This is a genomic window from Pseudarthrobacter sp. RHLT1-30-1 (assembly GCF_059383415.1).
The window spans coordinates 164881-188733 of sequence record NZ_JBWZCG010000003.1 but is presented as its reverse complement, the minus strand read 5'-3'; the positions used below and the strand labels follow the sequence as shown (position 1 = coordinate 188733).

The following is a 23853-nucleotide window of genomic DNA, read 5'->3' as shown; positions in this document are numbered from 1 at the left end:
ACGTATGCCACATTTCCGCATGCCTAGGGGAAGTCCGGGACGAAAGTCCGTGGGACCCGGCATGCGGCCCGACTATTAAGGCTTCGTTTCAGCTGCTCTGGAGAGAACTTCAAGGCTCGAGCGGCGGGGCGCAGCGACAAGAGAGCGGCCGCCAACGGCCGCTCCGGATAAAACGGAGAACACGAGAGTGCCTACGATTAACCAGCTGGTCCGAAAGGGCCGCACGCCGAAGGTCAAGAAGACCAAGGCTCCCGCGCTTAACGGCAGCCCCATGCGCCGCGGTGTCTGCACCCGCGTGTACACGACGACCCCGAAGAAGCCGAACTCGGCTCTCCGTAAGGTTGCCCGTGTGCGCCTCAACGGTGGCGTTGAAGTCACCGCGTACATCCCCGGTGTAGGCCACAACCTGCAGGAGCACTCCATTGTGCTCGTCCGTGGCGGCCGCGTGAAGGACCTTCCGGGTGTCCGTTACAAGATCGTCCGTGGCGCCCTCGATACCCAGGGTGTCAAGAACCGTAAGCAGGCTCGTAGCCGCTACGGCGCAAAGATGGAGAAGAAGTAATATGCCTCGCAAGGGTCCGGCCCCCAAGCGGCCGCTAGTCCTAGATCCCGTTTACGGCTCCCCGCTGGTCACCCAGCTCATCAACAAGGTGCTCGTTGACGGCAAGAAGTCCACCGCAGAGCGCATCGTTTACGGTGCCCTCGAAGGTGCTCGTGCCAAGTCCGGCGGCGACCCGGTTGCAGCCCTCAAGAAGGCCATGGAGAACGTCAAGCCTTCCCTCGAGGTCCGCTCCCGCCGTGTCGGTGGCGCCACCTACCAGGTTCCGGTTGAGGTCAAGCCGGGCCGCTCGACTGCCCTCGCCCTGCGCTGGCTGGTCGGCTACTCCAAGGCCCGCCGCGAGAAGACCATGACCGAGCGCCTCCAGAACGAAATTCTGGATGCCTCCAACGGTCTCGGTGCCGCTGTGAAGCGTCGCGAAGACACCCACAAGATGGCCGAGTCCAACAAGGCCTTCGCACACTACCGCTGGTAATACTTCCCGGACGCCGCTGGCTCAACAGAGCCGGCGGCGAACGTGCAGTCCATCCGAAAGGGAGACACCGTGGCACAGGACGTGCTTACCGACCTTAGCAAGGTCCGCAATATCGGCATCATGGCCCACATCGATGCCGGCAAGACCACTACTACCGAGCGCATTCTGTTCTACACAGGTGTGAACCACAAGATCGGCGAAACGCACGACGGCGCTTCGACGACTGACTGGATGGAACAGGAAAAGGAACGCGGCATCACCATCACGTCTGCCGCCGTGACCTGCTTCTGGGAAAACAACCAGATCAACATCATTGACACCCCCGGCCACGTGGACTTCACGGTGGAGGTTGAGCGCTCCCTGCGCGTCCTCGACGGTGCAGTTGCCGTGTTCGATGGCAAGGAAGGCGTGGAGCCGCAGTCTGAGACTGTCTGGCGCCAGGCTGACAAGTACAACGTCCCGCGCATCTGCTTCGTCAACAAGATGGACAAGCTCGGCGCTGACTTCTACTTCACCGTCGACACCATCATCAGCCGCCTCGGTGCCAAGCCGCTCGTGATGCAGCTGCCGATCGGCGCCGAGAACGATTTCGTCGGCGTCGTCGACCTGCTCTACATGCGCGCACTGGTCTGGCCCGGCGACTCCAAGGGTGACGTCACCATGGGTGCCAAGTACGAGATCCAGGAGATCCCGGCTGACCTCAAGGAAAAGGCCGAAGAGTACCGCGCAACGCTCATTGAGACCGTTGCAGAGTCCTCCGAAGAGCTCATGGAGAAGTACCTCGAAGGTGAAGAGATCACCGAAGACGAGCTCAAGGCCGGCATCCGCAAGATGACGATCAACTCCGAGCTCTACCCGGTGTTCTGTGGCTCAGCGTTCAAGAACCGCGGCGTCCAGCCGATGCTTGATGCCGTTGTCGATTACCTGCCGAACCCGCTCGACGTCCCGCCGATGATCGGTCACGATCCCCGCGACGAAGAGAAGGAACTGACGCGCAAGCCTTCCTCCGAGGAGCCGTTCTCGGCTCTGGCGTTCAAGATTGCGACGCACCCGTTCTTCGGTCAGCTCACCTTCATCCGCGTGTACTCCGGTCACGTGGAAGCAGGCTCCCAGGTGGTCAACTCCACCAAGGGCAAGAAGGAGCGCATCGGCAAGCTGTTCCAGATGCACGCCAACAAGGAAATGCCGGTTGACGGCGCTACCGCCGGCCACATCTACGCAGCGATCGGCCTGAAGGACACCACCACCGGTGACACCCTGTGCGACTCCAGCAACCAGATCGTCCTCGAATCCATGAGCTTCCCGGAGCCCGTGATCTCTGTTGCGATCGAGCCGAACACCAAGGGCGACCAGGAGAAGCTGTCCACAGCCATCCAGAAGCTCTCCGCTGAGGACCCGACCTTCCAGGTCTCCCTCAACGAGGACACCGGCCAGACCATCATCGCCGGCATGGGCGAGCTCCACCTGGACATCCTGGTGGACCGCATGCGCCGCGAATTCAAGGTCGAGGCAAATGTCGGCAAGCCGCAGGTTGCGTACCGCGAAACCATCAAGCGTGCTGTAGAGCGTCACGACTACACGCACAAGAAGCAGACCGGTGGTTCCGGCCAGTTCGCAAAGATCCAGATCGCGATCGAGCCGCTGGACACGTCCGATGGCGAGATGTACGAGTTCTCGAACAAGGTCACGGGTGGACGTATTCCGCGCGAATACATCCCCTCGGTGGATGCTGGTATCCAGAGTGCGCTGACCGACGGCGTCCTCGCCGGGTACCCGGTTGTCGGCATCAAGGCCACGCTGATTGACGGCGCGTACCACGATGTTGACTCCTCGGAAATGGCGTTCAAGATCGCCGGCCGGATGGCTTTCAAGGAAGCCGCCCGCAAGGCGGACCCTGTTCTGCTCGAACCGCTGATGGATGTCGAGGTCCGCACCCCTGAGGAATACATGGGTGAAGTAATCGGTGACCTCAACTCCCGCCGTGGCCAGATGCAGTCCATGGAAGATGCCCAGGGTGTCAAGGTCATCCGTGCGCACGTCCCGTTGTCCGGCATGTTCGGCTACATCGGTGACCTGCGCTCGAAGACCCAGGGCCGCGCTGTGTACTCCATGACGTTCCACAGCTACGCCGAGGTCCCGAAGGCATTTGCCGACGAGATCATCCAGAAGAACCGCGGCGAGTAGTCTCCACGGCTCTCGCAGCAACAAACTCGGGTGCGTTTCCGGTTCCGGAAATTCGCCTGGTGCAGATGGCCGGTTCCGGTCCGGCCGGCGGCCATCTGCACCGACAGGCTCGTGGGACTAGTATTAGTTCCTGAATCTGCAATTTCATCAATCCAAAGCCCCCCAAGTAGACTTACTGAAGTTTCGTCGCGACAAGCGCGGTCGAAGGGTAAGTCATTTGAAAACGTTCTAGGAGGAACCTGTGGCAAAGGCAAAGTTCGAGCGGACTAAGCCGCACGTTAACATCGGCACCATTGGTCACGTTGACCACGGTAAGACGACGTTGACGGCCGCGATTTCCAAGGTGCTGTACGACAAGTACCCGACACTCAACGAGCAGCGCGACTTCGCGTCTATTGACTCTGCTCCCGAAGAGCGTCAGCGCGGCATTACCATCAACATCTCCCACGTTGAGTACCAGACCGAGAAGCGCCACTACGCACACGTAGACGCTCCGGGTCACGCTGACTACATCAAGAACATGATCACCGGTGCTGCACAGATGGACGGTGCAATCCTCGTGGTTGCCGCCACTGACGGCCCGATGGCTCAGACCCGCGAGCACGTTCTGCTCGCCCGCCAGGTTGGCGTTCCCTACCTGCTGGTTGCGCTGAACAAGTCGGACATGGTCGATGACGAAGAGCTTCTCGACCTCGTCGAAATGGAAGTTCGCGAGCTGCTTTCGGCTCAGGGCTTCGACGGCGACAACGCACCTGTTGTCCGCGTTTCCGGTCTGAAGGCCCTCGAAGGCGACCCGGTTTGGGTCAAGTCCGTCGAGGACCTCATGGAAGCTGTCGACGAGTCCGTTCCGGACCCCGTACGTGACCGTGACAAGCCGTTCCTGATGCCGATCGAAGATGTCTTCACGATCACCGGCCGTGGCACCGTTGTTACGGGCCGCGCCGAGCGTGGAACCCTCGCCATCAACTCCGAGGTCGAGATCGTCGGCATCCGCCCGATCCAGAAGACCACGGTTACCGGTATCGAGATGTTCCACAAGCAGCTCGACGAAGCATGGGCCGGCGAGAACTGTGGCCTCCTGCTCCGCGGTCTGAAGCGCGACGACGTCGAGCGTGGCCAGGTTGTCGTGAAGCCGGGTTCCATCACCCCGCACACCGACTTCGAGGCTAACGTCTACATCCTCTCCAAGGACGAAGGCGGGCGTCACAACCCGTTCTACTCCAACTACCGCCCGCAGTTCTACTTCCGCACCACGGACGTAACCGGCGTTATCACCCTGCCGGAAGGCACGGAAATGGTTATGCCTGGCGACAACACTGAGATGACCGTTGCGCTCATCCAGCCCATCGCCATGGAAGAGGGCCTCGGCTTCGCTATCCGCGAAGGCGGCCGCACCGTTGGTTCAGGACGCGTTACCAAGATCCTCAAGTAATTACTTGTTGATCTGAGTTAGACCTCTGATCGGGTACGCCGTCTGACGGCCCCGTGAAGCAAAGAACAGCCCCGCTGCACTCGCAGCGGGGCTGTTCTTTTTTGTGCCCGTTCCTGGTCGCCCCGGCCTGCAGGACCAAGTCCCCTTACGAACCACGGACCCCGGCCCCACGATGGGGTGGTGGACGAAATCGTGATGACGGCCCACGGTGAGCTGCGCGGCAGCAGGTCCGCCGGCGTGTCCGTCTTCCTCGGGGTGGCGTATGCCGCTCCGCCCTTCGGCCACGGCTCCGGGGGAGGGGGCCGCCGAGGATTGGGCGGACGTCGGCGCGGCGTTCGCGGCGGTGGACCGGGCCGCGCCGTCCGAGGACTGCCTCACCCTCAACATCTGGACGCCGGATCCCGGCACTGCCGGGCTGCCCGTGATGGTCTGGATCCAGGGCGGCATGTTCGAGCCCAGCTCGACGGCGGCCTACGACGGGAGCCGCTTCGCCCGCGACGGCGTCGTGTGCGTTGTCATCAACTGGCGGCCGGGCGCGGAGGGATTCCTCTACCTCGGGGACGGCATCGCCAACCTTGGACTTCTCGACCAGGTCGCGGCTCTGCACTGGGTGCGGGAGAACATTGCCGGCTTCGGCGGGGACCCCGGCGACGTCACGGTCTTCGGCGAGTCCGCGGGTGCGATGAGCATCGGCATGCTGCTCGCGATGCCGCGCGCCGAGGGGCTGTTCCGGCGCGCGATCCTGCAGAGCGGCGCAGCGCACCAGGTCACCCCGGCCGGGCTCAAGGGCGAGCTGATGGCCGACCCGGACCCGGACCGCTGGGGCCAGGCCGTCGTGGCCAGCGGGATGCCGTGGCAGCCCGTGCTCGACGGCGACGTTCTGCCGGGCCCGCCGATCCAGCGGATCGCCGACGGAGCCGGCAGCCAAGTGGACGTGATCGTTGGAACGAACGCGGATGACTGGCGGCTCTGGCTGGTCGTCGGCGGCGCGATCGCCGGGATCTTCGACACCGCGACGACGGATGCGCCGCTGTTTGGTCCGATGCTGGGGCCCGAACCGCCGCAGGAGCTGGCGCGTGACATGCACGCCGCGTGGGTGGCGTTTGCGCTCACCGGCGACCCGGGCTGGCCTCGGTATGATCAGGGGCGGAGGGCCACGATGCGCTTCGACACGGCTCCCGGGTCCTGGAGGATCCGCGGTCCTGGGAGCGGGGTGTCTGGGCGGGCATCCGCTGACAGCCCCGCGGTGATAGATTTCATCTAGTCATTGGAATTACTGGGGGCTGACGGGTTCGGGCAGCCGGAGACATGAGGGATCTGTATGCCGAGTGCTGTCCAAACCCTGCTGGTGCTGCTTCTGGTGGCCGGTGCCCTGGTGCTGGGCCTGCGCCGGGGGAGGGCGCAGGAACGCCGGCGTGCCAATGAGGCGCTTAGCGGCGCGTTCGCGGCCGGTTTCCGGGCGGGGCACCTTCAGGGCTGGCGGGACGGCGGGTCCGCCCGCGAGCAGCAGGCGTCAACCCTCCCGCCCGCACGGGCGGCGGCCCAACCGGCCGCGCCCCCGGCAACGCCGGCAGCGCCCCACCCGGCCGCGCCCCAACAGCCAGCGCCCCCCGCGCCGCGACAGACGGCGCCGGTTCAACCCACAGCAACGCCCGCCCCGGCAGCGCCCCAGCCGTGGCCCACGCCGGTTCCGCCGGTCTGGCCCCGCCAGTATCAGCCCCAACTGCCAGTCCAGCACGCGCCGCAGGCACAGCCCCTGCCCGCCCAGTGGTCCGCTGCGCCGCCACAGCCCCCGGCCGTTTACCAGGAATCCGCAGCCGAACGTGCCGCCCGCAAAGAGAAGCGCGACCGGCAAAACATCAACATCACCCTCTACGTCGCCAGCCTCCTGCTGGTCGCCGCCGGCGCCCTGTTCGTAGGCACCTCCCTGCCGGAGGCGCTCCGTTTCGCCGGCGTCGCCGCCATCACGGCGCTGTTCTATGCCGGCGGGCTGTTCCTGCATGCGAGGGCCCCGCGGCTTCGGCCCGCCGCCGTCGCGTTCGCCGGGACCGGCCTGGCCCTGGTCCCGGTGACCGGCCTGGCCCTGTACAACTTCACGCTGCACGACGGCCCCGCCGCCTGGCTGGTCACCTCGGTCGTCGGCACCGTCGCCTACGTCGGCGCCGCGGTGCGGATGGAGAGCAGGGTCCTCGCCTACCTGTCCCTGACGTTTGTGGTCTCGACGGCGTGGTCCGGGGTTGCGGTCCTCGGCGGAGCCCTGGTCTGGTACTTCGTGGCCCTGATCGCCGTCGCGATCCTGTTGACGCTGCTGGCCCTGTCCCGTCCGCGCTGGGTGCCGGGAGTGTTCCTCAAACCGCTGATGGACCTGCACCCCTTCGTGGTCCCCTCGGTGGCAGTGGCCGTGACCTTCGTGCCGCTGCTGCTGGGCAAGGGGGAGTACGCGCTGGTCATGTTCCTGTGCGGCGCCTACTTCGCGCTGATGGCAGCCGTTCCGCAGGGCCGCTTCCGGGTCGCGCACTACTACGGCGCGCGCTTGAGCCTCACCGTGGCGGCCACGGCCGCAGCCTGGGACGCGAGCGAGAGCCTGCCGTGGACGGTGCTGACCGCCCTCGTGCTCGCGGCCCTCCAGGCCGTGCTCGTGGGCTCCGGGCTGAATGTCCTTCCTGCCACCCTGCTCGGCTCGGCCGGCCGCAGGCGGGCGGACGCCCTCGCCACCTTCGGGGTGCAGCTGCTCCTGACGCTGTTGTGGAGTGTTTCGACCCTGTTCGATGCGGCCGTTGACCCTGCGGTTGACGTTCCGGTCTGGGTGCCGTTGCTGCTGGCGCTGCTCACCGGCATGGCCCTCGCAGTGGGCCTGGGCGGGCCGGCAGAATGGGCCCCGCCCGCTGCCCTCGCAATGTCCGCGGCCGTTGGTGACAGCGCTGGCCGCTGGACCGCGGCAGGCCTCCTCCTGCTGGCGGCGCTGTTCTGGGCCGTCCGCTCCCTGCCCGCGGCGGAGCCGCTGCGGCGGCACTTCGTTCTCGCTGCCCGCATCGCGGCGACCCTGACCGTTCCCGCAGCCGTCGCTGCCGTAACGGCCGACGACCCTGACCCACTCGCCGTGCTCTCCGCCTTCCTGCTGGCCCTCGTGGCGCAGCAGCTCGTCACGGCATTCCTCGTCGGGGCGGGGGCGCCCTCGCTGGCGCCCAACGCCAGCCTGGCTGCCTTCACCCTCGCGGCGCTCCCCGCCCTCGCCGGGATGGCCCTCGTGGACGACACCCCGGGGAGGGCGCTCACCGGCACCGCGATCGTGCTGCAGCTCCTCGTCGCCCTGGGCATCGGCTGGGCCCTGTCCGGGCAGGCGGCGGAAGGTTCCCCCTGGCGGCCCGGCGTCCGAGAGCTGCTGCCCCTGGGCATGGCGGCAGCGCTGGCCGGGATGGCGTTCGCCGTCGTCTCGCTCCGGGCGGGCAACATCAGCCTGGCCTTGACGCTGCTGTATCTGGTGTTGACTGCGCTGCGGCGCGTGGAACGGCAGCAGCGGTGGAGCTACTGGTGGATGGCCCGGGGGACCGGCACCGTCCTGGTCCTGACGGGCTACCAGCAGCTCCGGCGGGACACCGGCCCGCTGCTGTTCGGCGGCGAGGAAATCGCGGGGCCGTCGCTGGCAGTGCTGGCGTTGGCGCTGCAGCTGGCCTTCCCGCTGCGGGCGGAGGCCAGAGGACGGGCTCCCGGCGGTGTGCTCACCGACGCGGCCGCCGTCCTCGGGCTGCAGGCCGTCGCCCTGTCCCTGCTCAGGACCGCCAGCTTCCCCAACGAAGGCCCCTCGGCGCAGCTGACCGCTGCGGTCGTCCTGAGCGCCCTCAGCGCGGCGGCGGCGGGCTACGTCCTGCGCGCCCGCCCCGCATCGATGGCGTTTGCCCCGGCCGCGCTGGCGGTGCTGCTGCTGTTCCGGGCGGGCACGGCGGTCGACGTCGAGCTGGTGCTGGGCATCTTTGCCGCGTACAGCGCCGTGATGGTGGTCGCCGCGACTGCGCGCACCGCCAAGGGCGCCTACTTCGCTGCGGCCCGGGTGCTGACCCTGGCTCTGGCGCTCGTTCTCAGCTACGACGCAACGGTCTCCGTCACCGCGGTCTCGGTGACTTTCGGGCTGGTCCTCGCGGCACAGCACGTGATCCGCTGGTTGATGCGGCACCGCCTGGTGGAGGTCCCGTTCCAGCAGGCCGCGGTGTGGATTACGCTCGCCGCCCAGACGGTGCTTCCGCTCGGCTACCTGGCTGCGGACCCGGACGACGGCGGCCGCTGGGTCATCGTGCTGCACCTGGCGCTGCTGCTGGTCTCCGCAGCGCTGGCCAGCCGGATCTTCGCGGCCCGCGGGGCGGCCTACCTGACGGTCTACGCCGCCGTCTTCGCCACGGTGGCTTTGGGGCCGCTGGCGCAGTTCGACAGCGGCTTCTCCGCCGGTGGCTTCCTGGACCGGCCCCTGCTGAGCCGGGACGGCGTCGTGGTGGTGCTGCTCGTGCTCTCGCTGGCCGGCACCGCCGCCGGTCTGCTGTTCCGGCGGACCGTGCGGGCCGACGTCGAACGCTGGCTCTGGCTGGCCGCCTCCGGCGCCTTTGTTGGGACCGCCCTGCTGCTGGCACCGCCGGCGGCTGACTGGCTGGCCGGGGCAGCGGTCCTGGTGCTCGCGGTGGGTCTCCTTGCGGCGTCGCACCTTGAACGCTGGCCCGTGCTCTACGTGCCGGCTGTTGCGGCCGTGCTGGCCGGGGCCACACTGGAAGCCGCCGAACTGCTGGACAACGTGCCGGGCGCCTGGGGCAGCTTCCTGCCGTGGCTGGCCGGCTGCGCTCCGGCTGCGGCGGCGCTCTATGCCGTCCGGTGGCTGCGCCGCGGCCCGCTTGGCGCCGATCCGCTGCGGCGCTGGTCACTCGCTGCTGCCGCGGTCCTGGGTCTTGGCCTCGCGGCGGTTTTCGGGCTGCGCTGGGACGCGACATCCTGGGCCGGCGCCGCGCTCGTGGCCGTCACCGCCGCAGTGTGCTGCGCCGAGGTGCCGGCGGCAGCCCGCAGGGTGGCGGCGGAATTGGGGCTGCTCGCAACGACGGCGGCCGTGCAGCGTGCGGTGCTCTTCACCGGACTCGGCTCCGGCTCCGCCTGGCCTGATTGGTTCTGGGCGCTGCAGTGGTACGTGGTTCTCGCCGCGGTGCTGGGCGCGCTGCGCCTGGCGTCAGGGAACCGCACGGCGGTCCGGGTGCTGTGGTCCGGATCCGCCGGGCTGCTGACGCTGTCCGGCCTGGGGATTATCTTCGGCGGCGATCCGGGGAAGCAACTCTGGGTCCTGGCGCTGATGGCCATGCTGCTGATGGCCGGGCTGGCCGTGGGCGAACGGCTGTTTGTCTGGTGGGGCGCGGCGGGGGTGGCGTTGTGCATCCTGTGGGCGATGCGCCAGTACACCTTCGCGCTGCTGGCCCTCATTGCCGCGGCCCTGATAGCGATCGCGGTCTGGAGGCTGAGCCGCAGCAAGCCTGCTGCTCCCGGGCAGGCGCCCCTTCCCGAGCAGGCGCCCCAGCCCGGGCAGCCGCCGCAGCGTGAGCCGGCGGACCGTGGCTGACCGGGCGGGCCGCTGATATCGTTGCTCCCAACGAAGGGAGCTCACAATGGGCTGGTTGATTTTCCTGTTGGTGGCCGTCGCCGTTGTCGCCGCTGTCTTTTGGGCCAGGAAGCACTTCCGCCACGAGATTGAGCGGGCCAAGCGGATTAACCGGGCGAACCGGCAGGAGTAGCTGGCAGCCGCGGGTTCACCCGCTGGTGGTCAGGCGTTTTCGTGCCCGGCTGAGCGCCTGGTACCAGTAATACGAATCCTTGGGCGTGCGCGCCTGGGTGTCGAAATCCACGTGGACCAGGCCGAAGCGCTGCGAGTAGCCGGCTGCCCACTCGAAGTTGTCCATCAGGGTCCAGACGTAGTAGCCCAGCAGTTCCACGTCCTCGGCGATGCCGCCGGGAGCCGTGGCGTCCAGGGCATGGCCCAGGTGGGATGCGATGTAGTTGATCCGCTCCGTATCCGCGATGGGACCGGACACGTGGTCGGGCTCAGGGAAGCTCGCGCCGCTTTCGGTGATGTACAGCGGCGGAAGCGCTCCGGCGTACCTGTCCTTCAGTTCGCGGAGCAGCGGCCCCAGGTGGTCCGGGGCCACGGGCCAGCCGAAACCTGTGGTCGCGTATTCCGGGAACGCCGCCATATGGAACGGCATCCTCAGCATCGCCTCCGCCGTCCCGACGGGGCTTTCGCCCGGGCCAGCTCCGGTCGCGACCTTCACCGGGTAGTAGTAGTTCAGCCCGTAGAAGTCGATCGGCTGGTGGATGTTCCGCAGGTCGGCGTCGGAGATCTTCCCCATCGAACGGAACCAGGGCTTTGCGATCAGGGGCACCTTCGGATACCGGCCCAGCAGGATCGGGTCGGCGTAGACCCGGTTCAGGACGAGGTCAAAGATGTTGGCCAGGAACCGGTCCGTGATCGAGCGCGACGCCGGCCGGACCGGGGAATGCAGGTTGGTGACGCCCACGGCGCCGGTCACCCCGGCAGCACGCAGCGCCTGCACGGCGAGGCCGTGCCCGAGGAGTTGGTGGTGCACCGAGGGCAGCGCATCGAAAAGCAGGTCGTGGCCCGGGGCATGGACGCCCAGCGCATAACCGTTGAGCGTCACTGACACCGGTTCGTTCAGTGTCACCCACTGGGCCACGCGGTCGCCGAAGCGCTCACCGGCCGCCGCACTGTAGGCCGCGAACCGCTCCGCCGTCGACCGGTTCATCCAGCCGCCGCGGTGTTCCAGCGGCAGCGGGGTGTCCCAGTGGTACAGGGTTGCCATCGGGGAGATGCCGGCCTCGAGCAGCTGGTCGATCAGCCGGTCGTAGAAGTCCAGGCCGGCAGCGTTGAATGGCCCGGTGCCGTCGGGCTGGACCCGCGGCCAGGAGATGGAGAAGCGGTAGGAGTCGATGCCGAGGGTGCGCATCAGTTCGATGTCCTCGGGCGTGCGGTTGTAGTGGTCGCAGGCGACCGCGGGGGAGTGGCCGTCCAGGATGCTGCCGGGTTTCTCGACGAAGGCGTCCCAGCCGGAGGGGCCACGGCCGCCGGCGGCTAGGGATCCCTCAATCTGGAAGGCGGCGGAGGCCACTCCCAGCTGGAATCCGGGGCCCAGGCGCGCCGCGAGGGCCTGAACTGCCACAGGATCCTGCTCAGTCATGCCCCTATCATCCCCACGCTGCCCGCCGAAGGCAATGATCGGCCCCGGGGGATCGGCCGGCGGTCGGTGCGCTGCACCGGGAGTGCCGTCTGTGCGCTGCACCAACCAACAGTGCCGTCGGTGCGCGGCAGCGGGAGAGTAGTCGGTGCGCAGCACGGGAAAACCGCAGCTGTGCTGCCCGGCGTATCCGGCCGCCGCCGTCGAGCCCCCCGCTATGCCCCTGATTCGCTTCTGCCCGTTAATTCCGGCATACTAGATGAGTTGTTCAAGCGCTCCTTCGCGTCCCGATCCGGATAATGCCGGGTGTCAGGGTCCAGGTAGGAGACCAAACATAACCCACTCCCCATGGAACTGCGGGCTTGCACGCGTGAATAGCGCGACACGCCCGACCGCGGGGGTCGGTTACGCCGGCAGGTTGAGGAACCCGGATTTATCCGGATTCAGCTTGTGCGGCGGGTGGTAGTTACGACTTCAATTGCTTCGGCAGCCACATGCAACACGCAAGTTAACAGAGCAGCCCTCACGGGAGCAGCACTAACGAAAGAGAGTCAGGCGACATGGCGGGACAAAAAATCCGCATCCGGCTGAAGTCATACGACCACGAGGTCATTGACTCTTCAGCACGGAAGATCGTTGAGACGGTCACGCGCGCAGGCGCCACGGTAGTTGGCCCTGTGCCGCTGCCGACGGAGAAGAACATCTACTGCGTCATCCGCTCTCCGCACAAGTACAAGGACAGCCGCGAGCACTTTGAAATGCGCACGCACAAGCGTCTTATCGACATCATCGATCCCACGCCGAAGGCTGTTGATTCGCTTATGCGTCTCGACCTGCCGGCCGACGTGAACATCGAAATCAAGCTGTAGGGAGGTGCTGAGAGACTATGACCGCAACCCGTAACGTAAAGGGCCTGCTGGGCACGAAGCTCGGCATGACCCAGGTCTGGGACGAGAACAACAAGCTCATCCCCGTCACTGTGGTCCAGGCAGACTCAAACGTCATCACGCAGCTGCGCAATGCAGACACTGATGGCTATGTCGCCGTTCAGATCGGCTACGGCCAGATCGATCCCCGCAAGGTCACCAAGCCGCTGGCTGGTCACTTTGAAAAGGCAGGCGTCACGCCTCGCCGCCACGTCGTAGAACTGCGCACTGCAGATGCTGACTCTTACGAGCTGGGCCAGGAGCTCTCTGTTGAGCTCTTCGAAGCCGGCCAGAAGATCGACGTCGTTGGCACCACCAAGGGTAAGGGCTTCGCCGGTGTTATGAAGCGTCACGGCTTCCACGGCGTTGGAGCTTCCCACGGTGCCCACAAGAACCACCGTAAGCCCGGTTCAATCGGTGGCGCATCCACCCCGAGCCGCGTCTTCAAGGGCATGAAAATGGCCGGCCGCATGGGCGCCGTTCGTCACACCACGCTGAACCTCACGGTCCACGCGGTTGACGTCGAGAAGTCGCTGCTCCTGATCAAGGGCGCCGTCCCCGGCGCCCGCGGCCAGGTCGTACTCGTACGCACCGCCGTGAAGGGAGCCTAGTTCAATGACTAGCACTGTCAAGGTTGACCTGCCTGCAGAGATCTTCGACGTACAGACCAACGTGCCGCTGCTGCACCAGGTCGTCGTCGCCCAGCTCGCTGCTGCTCGCCAGGGTACCCACAAGACCAAGACCCGCGCCGAAGTTTCCGGTGCAGGCCGCAAGCCGTTCAAGCAGAAGGGCACCGGCCGCGCCCGTCAGGGTTCAATCCGTGCTCCTCACATGACCGGTGGTGGCGTAGTCCACGGCCCCACGCCGCGTGACTACAGCCAGCGCACCCCCAAGAAGATGATTGCTGCTGCCCTGCGCGGCGCTCTCTCTGACCGCGCCCGTAACGGCCGCATCCACGTCGTTGCTGAACTGGTTCCCGGCACCAAGCCGTCCTCCAGCGCAGCACTGGCTACCCTGCGGGGTGTCTCCGAGCGCAAGAACCTGCTCGTTGTCATCGAGCGCGCCAACGACGTTGCTGCACTCTCCGTGCGCAACCTCACTGATGTTCACGTTCTGTACGCAGACCAGCTGAACACCTACGACGTTCTCGTCTCCGATGACGTTGTCTTCACCAAGGCTGCCTACGAAGCATTCGTTGCTTCCAAGGCAGTGGCAAAGAACCAGGAGGATGCCAAGTGAGTGCAGCCACCCTCAAGGACCCGCGCGACGTCGTGCTTGCACCCGTCGTCTCGGAAAAGAGCTACGGCCTGATCGATGAGGGCAAGTACACCTTCCTGGTGGACCCCCGCTCGAACAAGACCGAGATCAAGCTGGCCGTGGAGAAAATCTTCTCCGTCAAGGTCGACTCGATCAACACCATCAACCGTGCCGGTAAGCGCAAGCGGACCAAATTCGGATGGGGTACCCGCAAGAACACCAAGCGTGCAATTGTGAGCCTCAAAGAAGGCACGATCGACATCTTCGGCGGTCCGCTCTCGTAGCGGAGACCACTTTAACGAGGAATATAAATTATGGGAATCCGTAAATATAAGCCGACTACCCCGGGCCGTCGCGGCTCGAGCGTAGCTGACTTCACTGAAATCACGCGGTCGACGCCGGAAAAGTCGTTGGTACGTCCCCTCCCGAAAAAGGGTGGCCGTAACAACACCGGTAAGATCACGACCCGTCACAAGGGTGGTGGCCACAAGCGCCAGTACCGTCTGATCGACTTCCGTCGCCACGACAAAGACGGCGTCAACGCCCGCGTTGCCGAAATCGAGTACGATCCGAACCGCACGGCTCGCATCGCCCTCCTTCACTACATTGATGGCACCAAGCGTTACATCATTGCCCCGAACAAGCTGTCCCAGGGTGACACCGTAGAGGCAGGTGCCGACGCTGATATCAAGCCCGGCAACAACCTCCCGCTGCGCAACATCCCGGTCGGTACCGTAATCCACGCAGTCGAACTGCGTCCGGGTGGCGGCGCCAAGATGGGCCGCTCCGCCGGCGCATCGATCCAGCTCGTGGCAAAGGAAGGCCGTTTCGCCCAGCTGCGTCTGCCTTCCGGTGAAATCCGCAACGTTGACGTGCGCTGCCGCGCAACCGTCGGCGAGGTCGGCAACGCCGAGCAGTCGAACATCAACTGGGGTAAGGCCGGCCGTATGCGGTGGAAGGGCGTTCGCCCGACCGTCCGTGGTGTCGCCATGAACCCGGTCGATCACCCCCACGGTGGTGGCGAGGGTAAGACGTCCGGTGGACGTCACCCCGTCAACCCGAACGGTAAGCGCGAAGGCCGCACCCGCCGTCCCAACAAAGAGAGCGACAAGCTTATTGTTCGTCGCCGTCGTACTGGCAAGAACAAGCGATAGGAGCCTGGACACATGCCACGCAGCCTGAAAAAAGGTCCTTTCGTTGACCAGCACCTCTTTGTAAAGGTAGCCAGGGAAAACGAAAAGGGCACCAAGAACGTCATCAAGACCTGGTCCCGCCGCTCGATGATCGTCCCCGACATGCTCGGCCACACGATCGCCGTACACGACGGACGCAAGCACATCCCCGTGTTTGTCACTGAGTCGATGGTCGGGCACAAGCTCGGCGAATTCGCTCCCACGCGGACATTCCGCGGCCATGTCAAGGACGACCGTAAGGGCAAGCGCCGCTAGGCGCCTGCACTTACGTCAAAGACGAGAGAAGGAAAGCAATGGAAGCCAAGGCAATTGCGCGTCACATCCGCGTAACGCCTATGAAGGCCCGGCGCGTCGTCAACCTTGTTCGTGGTAAGCAAGCGAATGAGGCTCTGGCAATTCTGAAGTTTGCCCCGCAGGCAGCTTCAGAGCCGGTATTCAAGGTAGTTCAGTCGGCAATCTCCAACGCCCGGGTCCTCGCGGACCGCGACGGCGTGGCGTTTGACGAAGGTGACCTCATCATCAGCGAAATGTATGTTGATGAAGGCCCGACCATGAAGCGGTTTCAGCCGCGAGCCCAGGGTCGTGCATTTCAGATCAAGAAGCGCACGAGCCACATCACCGTGGTAGTTGCTACCCCGGAGAAAGAGGAGGCTCGCTAAGTGGGACAGAAAGTTAACCCGCACGGGTTCCGACTCGGCATCACCACCGATCACGTATCGCACTGGTTTGCTGACAGCACCAAGCCCGGCCAGCGGTACAAGGACTTCGTTCGCGAAGACATCCGCATCCGCCAGCTCATGTCCACGGGCATGGAGCGCGCCGGTATCGCCAAGGTTGAAATCGAGCGCACCCGCGACCGTGTCCGTGTGGATATCCACACGGCACGTCCGGGCATCGTTATCGGCCGCCGCGGTGCAGAAGCAGACCGCATCCGCGGCGAGCTCGAAAAGCTCACGGGCAAGCAGGTCCAGCTGAACATCCTCGAGGTCAAGAACCCCGAGATGGAAGCACAGCTTGTTGCCCAGGGCGTTGCTGAGCAGCTGACTTCCCGCGTGGCTTTCCGCCGTGCGATGAAGAAGGCCATGCAGTCCGCACAGCGCGCCGGTGCCAAGGGCATCCGGATCGCTTGCTCGGGTCGACTGGGCGGCGCAGAAATGTCCCGCTCGGAGTTCTACCGCGAAGGCCGTGTGCCCCTGCACACCCTCCGCGCGAACATCGACTACGGCTTCTACGAGGCCAAGACCACCTTCGGCCGCATCGGCGTGAAGGTCTGGATCTACAAGGGTGACGTCACCGCCAAGGAACTGGCTCAGCAGGCAGCTGCTGCTCCGTCCCGCGGCCGTGGTCCCAGCGATCGCCCGGGCCGCCCGGGTGGCGCTGACCGTGGTGACCGCCGTCGTCGTAACGACCGCCCGGCCGAGGCTGCACCCGCTGCTGCCGAAGCTCCGGCTGTTGAAGCAGCTACCGCAGCCGCACCGGCAGTAGAAGGAGGACAGGCTTAAATGCTTATCCCACGTCGAGTCAAGCACCGTAAGCAGCACCACCCGGGTCGTACCGGGGCTGCAACGGGCGGCACGAAGGTCTCCTTCGGTGAATGGGGTATCCAGGCGCTGAGCCCGGCCTACGTCACGAACCGTCAGATCGAGTCTGCCCGTATCGCGATGACCCGCCACATCAAGCGTGGCGGAAAGGTCTGGATCAACATCTACCCGGACCGTCCGCTGACGAAGAAGCCTGCCGAAACCCGCATGGGTTCCGGTAAGGGTTCTCCGGAATGGTGGGTCTCAAACGTCAAGCCGGGCCGGGTTCTCTTCGAGATCTCCGGTGTCGATGAAGAAACTGCCCGCGAGGCACTTCGCTTGGCGATCCACAAGCTCCCGTTGAAGGCACGCATTCTGCGTCGCGAAGGTGGTGAATAGAAATGTCAGTAGGATCCAAGGAACTTGGAACCGCACAGCTGGACGGTTTCGACAACGAGCGACTCGTTGAGGAACTCCGCAAGGCCAAGGAAGAGCTGTTCAACTTGCGTTTCCAGTCCGCCACCGGTCAGCTGGAGAACCACGGTCGGCTGCGCGCGGTAAAGAAGGACATCGCCCGCATCTACACCGTTCTCCGTGAGCGCGAGCTGGGCATTCGTGCCGAGGTTGCCGCACCGGTTGTGGAAGCCAAGGAAGAAAAGAAGTCCAAGAAGGCTGCAACCAAGAAGGCTGACAAGGCTGAAACGGTTGAGACCGAGGAGGATGCCAAGTGAGTGAAAAGGACGAGAACGTGACGGAAACTGTTTCCGGCGCAGCTACGGCTGCCGAGCGCGGTGACCGTAAGACGAAGCGCGGCTACGTGGTCTCGGACAAGATGGAAAAGACCATCGTTGTCCAGGTCGAGGACCGTGTGAAGCACGCCCTCTATGGCAAGGTCCTTCGCCGCAACACGAAGATCAAGGCTCACGACGAAGAGAACAGCGCCGGCATCGGCGACCTCGTTCTCCTCGCCGAGACCCGCCCGCTCTCCGCTACCAAGCGGTGGCGTCTGGTGGAGATCATCGAGAAGGCCAAGTAACACCTGCAGCCTGGCTGTCGAGAAACCCCCGTTCCCTTCTGGGAGCGGGGGTTTCTCCGTTGCGGCGGCCGGCGGGCCGAAAGCCTGCCGTGCGTGACGCCGTCGTCTGTGGTATGGGCTGATTCTGACTGCGGGCGTAAACGTGCTAAGATTTTGAGTTTGTATGGCGCTATCTGTGCGCTGTCATCATCCTCGTAAACAAGCGTGCCACGGCATAGTGCCCCCTTGCGCCCCGATTCGTCGGAATCCGCCTGGGAAGCAAATGTTTTTGGCACGGGAGTTTAGGCCTGGTCTGGCAAAATCCAGGCAGGTCAAGAGACACCCCGATCAACCGTTCCGCAAGGCTCATTCCGTAGGAAGATTTTCGGTCTGAGAACCAGCGCGACGCAAGGAGTAAATAGTGATTCAGCAGGAGTCGCGACTCAAGGTCGCCGACAACACGGGTGCTAAGGAAATCCTTACCATTCGCGTTCTCGGTGGATCTGGCCGTCGCTACGCAGGCATTGGCGACGTAATCGTCGCTACCGTCAAGGACGCAATTCCGGGCGGCAACGTAAAGAAGGGCGACGTCGTCAAGGCTGTCATCGTCCGTACCAAGAAGGAACGCCGCCGTGCGGATGGTTCCTATATCAAGTTTGACGAGAACGCAGCTGTGATCCTGAAGAACGACGGTGACCCCCGCGGTACCCGTATCTTCGGACCGGTTGGTCGTGAACTTCGCGATAAGAAGTTCATGAAGATCGTTTCTCTGGCTCCGGAGGTGCTTTAGTCCATGGCTAAGATCAAAAAGGGTGACCTGGTTCAGGTCATCACTGGCGCCAAGGCTGAGCGCGGCGGCGACAAGGGCAAGCAGGGCAAGGTTCTGCGCGTTTTCCCCGACTCCAACCGCGTGCTGGTTGAGGGCATCAACCGCGTAACCAAGCACACCAAGGTCGGTCAGTCGCAGCGCGGCACCAAGACCGGTGGCATCGAAGTCGTCGAGGCTACGATCCACATCTCCAACGTGGCTCTGGTTGACCCGTCCACCAAGAAGCCCACCCGCGTCGGTTTCCGCACCGAGACCGTTGAGCGCGATGGCGTGAAGCGCGAAGTGCGTGTCCGCGTGGCCAAGAGCTCAGGGAAGGACATCTAATGACTGAGACTCTCGAGACTCCGGCAAGCAAGATCGTTCCTCGTCTGAAGACCAAGTACGCGGATTCCATCAAGAGCACGCTCGTTGAGGAATTCAAGTACGAGAACGTCAACCAGGTTCCCCGTCTGGTCAAGGTCGTTGTGAACATGGGTGTTGGAGATGCCGCCAAGGACTCCAAGCTGATCGACGGCGCTGTCCGCGATCTGACCCTGATCACCGGCCAGAAGCCGCAGGTAACCAAAGCCCGCAAGTCGATCGCACAGTTCAAGCTGCGCGAAGGCATGCCGATCGGTGCACACGCAACTCTGCGTGGGGACCGCATGTGGGAATTCCTGGACCGTCTGGTCACGCTGGCTCTGCCGCGTATCCGTGACTTCCGGGGCCTCAGCGGCAAGCAGTTCGACGGCAACGGCAACTACACCTTCGGTCTGACCGAGCAGGTTATGTTCCACGAGATCGACCAGGATTCCATCGACCGCGTTCGCGGCATGGACATCACCGTCGTGACCACTGCCAAGACCGACGACGAAGGCCGCGCGCTGCTCAAGGCGCTTGGCTTCCCGTTCAAGACCGAAGATTAATCTAGCTACGTAAAAGGTCCGTCCGCGCAGGGTCCGAATTCATTCGGGGCACTGCACGGTGGAAACCGTTATGAGGAAGGGCAAGAGCCCACCATGACAATGACAGATCCCGTCGCAGACATGCTTACGCGTCTGCGCAACGCAAACTCGGCATACCACGATTCCGTGTCCATGCCGTACAGCAAGCTCAAGGCACGCGTTGCCGACATCCTGAAGGCCGAAGGTTACATCGCCTCCTGGAAAGAAGAAGACGCTGAGGTTGGCAAGAAGCTGACCCTCGAGCTCAAGTTCGGTCCGAACCGCGAGCGTTCAATCGCTGGCGTTCGTCGTATTTCCAAGCCGGGACTGCGCGTTTACGCAAAGTCCACCAACCTGCCGCACGTGCTCGGTGGCCTGGGTGTCGCAATCCTGTCCACCTCTTCCGGCCTCTTGACTGACAAGCAGGCCGGCAAGAAGGGCGTGGGCGGCGAAGTCCTCGCTTACGTCTGGTAACGGGAAAGGAAGAGAATAATGTCACGTATTGGACGTCTCCCCATCACCGTTCCTGCCGGCGTTGAGGTCAAGGTTGACGGCTCTGTCGTCAATGTCAAGGGATCCAAAGGCGAGCTGAGCCACACTGTGCCCAGCCCGATCGAGGTTTCCCTGGAAGATGGCACCCTGACTGTCGCCCGCCCGAACGACGAGCGCGCCTCACGTTCGCTGCACGGCCTGACCCGCACCCTGATCGCCAACATGATCCAGGGTGTCACCGCAGGCTACGAGAAGAAGCTTGAGATTGTCGGTACCGGTTACCGCGTTCAGGCAAAGGGTTCTGACCTGGAGTTCGCTCTGGGCTACAGCCACCCGGTTAACATCACGGCACCGAACGGCATCACCTTTGCAGTAGAGACCCCGACCAAGCTCTCTGTTTCAGGCATCTCCAAGCAGCAGGTCGGCGAGGTTGCTGCCAACATTCGCAAGCTGCGGAAGCCGGACCCCTACAAGGGCAAGGGCATCCGCTACGCAGGCGAAGTCATCCGCCGCAAGGTCGGAAAGGCTGGTAAGTAACCATGGCGATCGCAATTAACAAGAAGCGTACGAACAAGAGCAAGTCTGCCCAGCGCAGCCGTCGCCAGCTTCGTATCCGCAAGCGCATCTCCGGAACGGCTGTACGTCCTCGTCTGGTCGTCAACCGTTCCGCACGCCACGTATTCGTCCAGGTTGTCGATGACACCCAGGGCCTGACCGTAGCGAGCGCCTCCACTTTGGAAGCCGACCTTCGTGCATTCGAAGGTGACAAGACTGCCAAGGCCAAGCGCGTTGGCGAGCTCGTCGCCGAGCGCGCCAAGGCTGCCGGTATCGAAGCTGTTGTCTTCGACCGCGGTGGCAACAAGTACCACGGCCGGATCGCCGCCGTCGCTGACGGCGCACGTGAAGGTGGGCTGTCACTGTGACCGAAAATAACGAAAAGGACATTCAGGTGACTGAAGCTGTAGCTGCTCCGGCAACTGAGACCGCTGCGCCTGCTACCACCGACGGCGCCCGTGGTGGCGCTGCTCGTCGTGGTGAGCGTGGCGACCGCGGCCAGGGCCAGGGCCGTGGAGACCGTGGTGGCCGTGGTGGCCGCGACGGTGGCCGCGAAGCCGAAAAGAGCCAGTTCGTAGAGCGCGTCGTAACCATCAACCGCGTTTCCAAGGTCGTCAAGGGTGGTCGTCGCTTTAGCTTCACCGCCCTCGTCGTCGTCGGTGACGGCAACGGTATGGTCGGCGTCGGCTACGGCAAGGCCAAGGAAGTTCCCGCCGCCATCGCGAAGGGCGTCGAAGAAGCCAAGAAGTCCTTCTTCCGCGTTCCCCGCATCGGCAGCACCATCCCGCACCGCGTCCAGGGTGAGGCCGCCGCAGGCGTCGTCATGCTGCGTCCGGCTTCCGCGGGTACCGGTGTTATCGCCGGCGGTCCGGTCCGTGCAGTACTGGAGTGCGTGGGCATCCACGACATCCTCTCCAAGTCGCTCGGATCTTCCAACGCCATCAACATCGTTCACGCGACCGTTGACGCGCTGAAGCGCCTCGAAGAGCCGGCAGCAGTGGCAGCACGCCGCGGCCTCCCGCTCGACGAGATCGCTCCGCCGGCAATGGTTAAGGCGCTCCTGAACCAGAAGGCAGGTGTCTGAGTCATGGCTAAGAACGTGCTTGTCTCCGACGCACAGTTGGAGATCACTCAGATCAAGTCGTCTATTGGCGGCAAGCAGAACCAGCGCGACACCCTGCGGTCCCTCGGCCTGAAGCGGATCGGACACACCGTTGTCCGCACCGCCGACTCCGTGACCGTCGGGATGCTCAACACGGTTCCGCACCTGGTAAAGGTAGAGGAGGCGAAGTAATGGCAGAGAAGAACACCGCCGAGAAGGCACAGGGCGCGGCTGCTGAGAGGCAGAACGCACTGAAGGTGCACCACCTGCGTCCCGCCCCGGGTGCCAAAACCGCCAAGACCCGAGTTGGTCGTGGTGAAGGTTCCAAGGGTAAGACCGCAGGTCGCGGTACCAAGGGTACGAAGGCCCGCTACCAGATCAAGGCTGGCTTTGCCGGCGGCCAGCTGCCGCTGCACATGCGCCTGCCGAAGCTGCGCGGCTTCAAGAACCCGTTCCGGGTTGAGTACCAGGTTGTAAACCTGGACAAGCTCAACGAGCTGTTCCCGGAAGGTGGCGCAGTCACCGTGGAGAACCTGGTCGAAAAGGGTGCCGTTCGCAAGAACCAGCCCGTCAAGGTGCTTGGCACCGGCGACATCACCGTCAAGGTTGACGTCACCGTGCACGCATTCTCGACCAGCGCCGCAGAAAAGATTGCTGCAGCAGGCGGAAGCACCACCGCCCTCTAACGAGGCGGCGGGGCAGATGCCCGTTGTGGAAACTCCCGGTACCGGGGCTCACGCCCTGGTGCCGGGAGTTTTTTTAATTTTCCGGCCCTGCGATTGTTCGCAGGGCGCGTCCACCCGTTAGACTCGGTTGTTGGGTTTATTTGACCTATCTCACACGACTTTACTTAATACTCAGGAGGACGCTTGCTTAGCGCATTTGGCCGGGCCTTTCGCACGCCTGATCTGCGACGCAAGTTGTTGTTCACGCTGGGAATCATCACAATCTTCCGCTTGGGTGCCTTCATCCCCTCGCCTGGTGTGAACTACCAGAATGTCCAGCAATGCTTGCAGAACGGTCAGACCGCGGGCGGCATATACCAGCTCGTGAACCTGTTCAGCGGCGGTGCATTGCTGCAGGTGTCCGTCTTCGCCCTGGGCATCATGCCGTATATCACGGCGAGCATCATCGTCCAGTTGCTCCGGGTGGTCATTCCCCGTTTCCAGGAGCTCTATGAGGAAGGCGCCGCTGGCCAGTCGAAGCTGACCCAGTACACGCGCTACCTCACGATCGCCCTGGGCCTGCTCAACGCCACGACGCTGGTCTCGCTGGCCCGTTCCGGCCAGTTGCTGCCGAACTGCCAGCTGCCGATCATCCCGGACGACAGCATCGTCACCACGATCCTGATCATCATCACGCTGACGGCCGGTACCGGCCTGATCATGTGGATGGGTGAGCTCGTCACCGAAAAGGGTGTCGGCAACGGCATGTCGCTGCTGATCTTCACGTCCATCGTCTCAAGCTTCCCCGGCTCGCTGGGCGCCATCTGGACCTCGCAGGGTCCGGGTACGTTCTTTATGGTCCTGGTGATCGGTCTGCTGACCGTGGCCGCGGTGGTCTTCGTGGAGCAGTCCCAGCGCCGCATCCCGGTGCAGTACGCCAAGCGGATGATCGGCCGCCGCACCGTGGGCGGCACCAGCACGTACATCCCCATCAAGGTGAACATGGCCGGCGTCGTGCCCGTCATCTTCGCGTCCTCGATGCTGTACCTGCCGGGCCTGATCTCGCAGTTCAACCAGCCCAAGCCGGGCGAGCCGCTTGCGCCCTGGGTTGAGTGGATCAACAACAACCTGACCCGCGGTGACCACCCGATCTACATGGCGCTCTACTTCGCCATGATTGTGTTCTTCACTTACTTCTATGTTGCGATCACTTTCAACCCTGAAGAAGTTTCTGACAACATGAAGAAGTACGGCGGCTTCATCCCGGGTATCCGTGCCGGCAAGCCGACCGCAGACTACCTGCAGTATGTGCTTTCCAGGATCACCCTCCCCGGTGCCATGTACCTGGGCTTTGTGGCACTTATCCCGCTGGTCGCCCTGGTCCTGATCAATGCCAACCAGAACTTCCCGTTCGGTGGCACCTCGATCCTGATCATGGTCGGCGTCGGTTTGGAGACCGTCAAGCAAATTGATGCGCAGCTACAGCAGCGTCACTACGAAGGGCTTTTGCGATGA

General features: G+C 64.1%; 29 protein-coding genes. 28 read left to right on the top strand and 1 reads right to left on the bottom strand.

Annotated elements, in window-relative coordinates; genetic code table 11:
• Positions 1-187 precede the first annotated feature (187 nt).
• The 7 genes from rpsL to AC50YM_RS04480 all read left to right on the top strand — a co-directional run bounded on the left by rpsL (position 188) and on the right by AC50YM_RS04480 (position 10406).
• Positions 188-562 (top strand): 30S ribosomal protein S12, encoded by a 375-nt coding sequence (rpsL, locus tag AC50YM_RS04510; RefSeq protein ID WP_011692814.1) that lies wholly within the window; start codon positions 188-190, stop codon positions 560-562.
• Between the two features lies 1 nt (position 563).
• On the top strand, positions 564-1034 hold the full coding sequence (gene rpsG, locus AC50YM_RS04505) for a 30S ribosomal protein S7 (protein ID WP_011692813.1): 471 nt from the start codon (positions 564-566) through the stop codon (positions 1032-1034).
• 69 nt (positions 1035-1103) lie between these two features.
• Positions 1104-3218: an elongation factor G gene (gene fusA / locus AC50YM_RS04500; protein WP_494955772.1), complete on the top strand. Its 2115-nt coding sequence runs from the start codon at positions 1104-1106 to the stop codon at positions 3216-3218.
• Positions 3219-3459: 241 nt separating this feature from the next.
• Positions 3460-4650: an elongation factor Tu gene (gene tuf / locus AC50YM_RS04495; protein ID WP_310060638.1), complete on the top strand. Its 1191-nt coding sequence runs from the start codon at positions 3460-3462 to the stop codon at positions 4648-4650.
• A gap of 262 nt (positions 4651-4912) precedes the next feature.
• Entirely contained in the window at positions 4913-5914 is a 1002-nt protein-coding gene (locus tag AC50YM_RS04490) for a carboxylesterase family protein (RefSeq protein WP_494955771.1), read from the top strand.
• A 57-nt stretch (positions 5915-5971) separates the two neighbouring features.
• On the top strand, positions 5972-10234 hold the full coding sequence (locus AC50YM_RS04485; protein WP_494955770.1) for a hypothetical protein: 4263 nt from the start codon (positions 5972-5974) through the stop codon (positions 10232-10234).
• Between the two features lie 46 nt (positions 10235-10280).
• Positions 10281-10406 (top strand): hypothetical protein, encoded by a 126-nt coding sequence (locus AC50YM_RS04480; RefSeq protein WP_494892939.1) that lies wholly within the window; start codon positions 10281-10283, stop codon positions 10404-10406.
• A 15-nt stretch (positions 10407-10421) separates the two neighbouring features.
• On the opposite strand, the gene AC50YM_RS04475 is transcribed toward AC50YM_RS04480, so the two are convergent.
• Positions 10422-11864 carry a GH1 family beta-glucosidase gene (locus tag AC50YM_RS04475; RefSeq protein WP_494955769.1) on the bottom strand — a complete coding sequence of 481 codons (1443 nt, stop codon included), beginning with the start codon at positions 11862-11864 and terminating at the stop codon, positions 10422-10424.
• Positions 11865-12421: 557 nt separating this feature from the next.
• Between AC50YM_RS04475 and rpsJ the strand changes: the two genes are divergently transcribed.
• The 21 genes from rpsJ (at position 12422) to secY (ending at position 23853) form a co-directional block, all read left to right on the top strand.
• A complete protein-coding gene (gene rpsJ, locus AC50YM_RS04470; RefSeq protein WP_024366135.1) occupies positions 12422-12730 on the top strand; it encodes a 30S ribosomal protein S10 in 309 nt (102 codons plus the stop codon).
• Positions 12731-12747: 17 nt separating this feature from the next.
• Positions 12748-13398, top strand: a complete 651-nt coding sequence (gene rplC / locus AC50YM_RS04465) for a 50S ribosomal protein L3 (RefSeq protein WP_024366134.1) — start codon at positions 12748-12750, stop codon at positions 13396-13398.
• 4 nt (positions 13399-13402) lie between these two features.
• On the top strand, positions 13403-14026 hold the full coding sequence (gene rplD / locus AC50YM_RS04460; RefSeq protein ID WP_494892944.1) for a 50S ribosomal protein L4: 624 nt from the start codon (positions 13403-13405) through the stop codon (positions 14024-14026).
• Entirely contained in the window at positions 14023-14328 is a 306-nt protein-coding gene (gene rplW / locus AC50YM_RS04455) for a 50S ribosomal protein L23 (protein WP_056425233.1), read from the top strand. Before rplD ends, rplW begins: the two co-directional genes overlap by 4 nt.
• A gap of 30 nt (positions 14329-14358) precedes the next feature.
• A complete protein-coding gene (gene rplB, locus AC50YM_RS04450) occupies positions 14359-15198 on the top strand; it encodes a 50S ribosomal protein L2 (protein ID WP_069949299.1) in 840 nt (279 codons plus the stop codon).
• Positions 15199-15210: 12 nt separating this feature from the next.
• Positions 15211-15492: a 30S ribosomal protein S19 gene (gene rpsS / locus AC50YM_RS04445; protein ID WP_018773666.1), complete on the top strand. Its 282-nt coding sequence runs from the start codon at positions 15211-15213 to the stop codon at positions 15490-15492.
• A 38-nt stretch (positions 15493-15530) separates the two neighbouring features.
• Entirely contained in the window at positions 15531-15896 is a 366-nt protein-coding gene (rplV, locus tag AC50YM_RS04440) for a 50S ribosomal protein L22 (RefSeq protein ID WP_069949298.1), read from the top strand.
• Entirely contained in the window at positions 15897-16739 is an 843-nt protein-coding gene (rpsC, locus tag AC50YM_RS04435) for a 30S ribosomal protein S3 (RefSeq protein ID WP_494955768.1), read from the top strand.
• The gene (gene rplP, locus AC50YM_RS04430) at positions 16740-17156 is read left to right on the top strand and encodes a 50S ribosomal protein L16 (RefSeq protein WP_494955767.1); all 417 of its coding nucleotides are present in this window, start codon (positions 16740-16742) and stop codon (positions 17154-17156) included.
• A gap of 2 nt (positions 17157-17158) precedes the next feature.
• Positions 17159-17488, top strand: a complete 330-nt coding sequence (gene rpmC, locus AC50YM_RS04425) for a 50S ribosomal protein L29 (protein ID WP_494955766.1) — start codon at positions 17159-17161, stop codon at positions 17486-17488.
• A complete protein-coding gene (rpsQ, locus tag AC50YM_RS04420; RefSeq protein WP_494955765.1) occupies positions 17485-17793 on the top strand; it encodes a 30S ribosomal protein S17 in 309 nt (102 codons plus the stop codon). Before rpmC ends, rpsQ begins: the two co-directional genes overlap by 4 nt.
• A 400-nt stretch (positions 17794-18193) precedes the next feature.
• Positions 18194-18562 carry a 50S ribosomal protein L14 gene (gene rplN, locus AC50YM_RS04415; RefSeq protein WP_003803789.1) on the top strand — a complete coding sequence of 123 codons (369 nt, stop codon included), beginning with the start codon at positions 18194-18196 and terminating at the stop codon, positions 18560-18562.
• Positions 18563-18565: 3 nt separating this feature from the next.
• Positions 18566-18925 (top strand): 50S ribosomal protein L24, encoded by a 360-nt coding sequence (rplX, locus tag AC50YM_RS04410; RefSeq protein ID WP_494892954.1) that lies wholly within the window; start codon positions 18566-18568, stop codon positions 18923-18925.
• A complete protein-coding gene (gene rplE, locus AC50YM_RS04405; protein ID WP_024366124.1) occupies positions 18925-19506 on the top strand; it encodes a 50S ribosomal protein L5 in 582 nt (193 codons plus the stop codon). Before rplX ends, rplE begins: the two co-directional genes overlap by 1 nt.
• 93 nt (positions 19507-19599) lie before the next feature.
• Positions 19600-19998 (top strand): 30S ribosomal protein S8, encoded by a 399-nt coding sequence (rpsH, locus tag AC50YM_RS04400; RefSeq protein WP_056425243.1) that lies wholly within the window; start codon positions 19600-19602, stop codon positions 19996-19998.
• An 18-nt stretch (positions 19999-20016) separates the two neighbouring features.
• A complete protein-coding gene (gene rplF, locus AC50YM_RS04395) occupies positions 20017-20553 on the top strand; it encodes a 50S ribosomal protein L6 (protein WP_494892956.1) in 537 nt (178 codons plus the stop codon).
• A 2-nt stretch (positions 20554-20555) separates the two neighbouring features.
• Positions 20556-20939, top strand: coding sequence for a 50S ribosomal protein L18 (gene rplR, locus AC50YM_RS04390; protein WP_226760329.1), 384 nt, complete (start codon positions 20556-20558; stop codon positions 20937-20939).
• 26 nt (positions 20940-20965) lie between these two features.
• On the top strand, positions 20966-21655 hold the full coding sequence (gene rpsE, locus AC50YM_RS04385) for a 30S ribosomal protein S5 (protein WP_282379797.1): 690 nt from the start codon (positions 20966-20968) through the stop codon (positions 21653-21655).
• A gap of 3 nt (positions 21656-21658) precedes the next feature.
• Positions 21659-21865, top strand: coding sequence for a 50S ribosomal protein L30 (gene rpmD, locus AC50YM_RS04380; RefSeq protein ID WP_494955764.1), 207 nt, complete (start codon positions 21659-21661; stop codon positions 21863-21865).
• A complete protein-coding gene (gene rplO, locus AC50YM_RS04375) occupies positions 21865-22359 on the top strand; it encodes a 50S ribosomal protein L15 (RefSeq protein WP_494955763.1) in 495 nt (164 codons plus the stop codon). Before rpmD ends, rplO begins: the two co-directional genes overlap by 1 nt.
• 183 nt (positions 22360-22542) lie before the next feature.
• Positions 22543-23853, top strand: coding sequence for a preprotein translocase subunit SecY (gene secY, locus AC50YM_RS04370; protein WP_494955762.1), 1311 nt, complete (start codon positions 22543-22545; stop codon positions 23851-23853).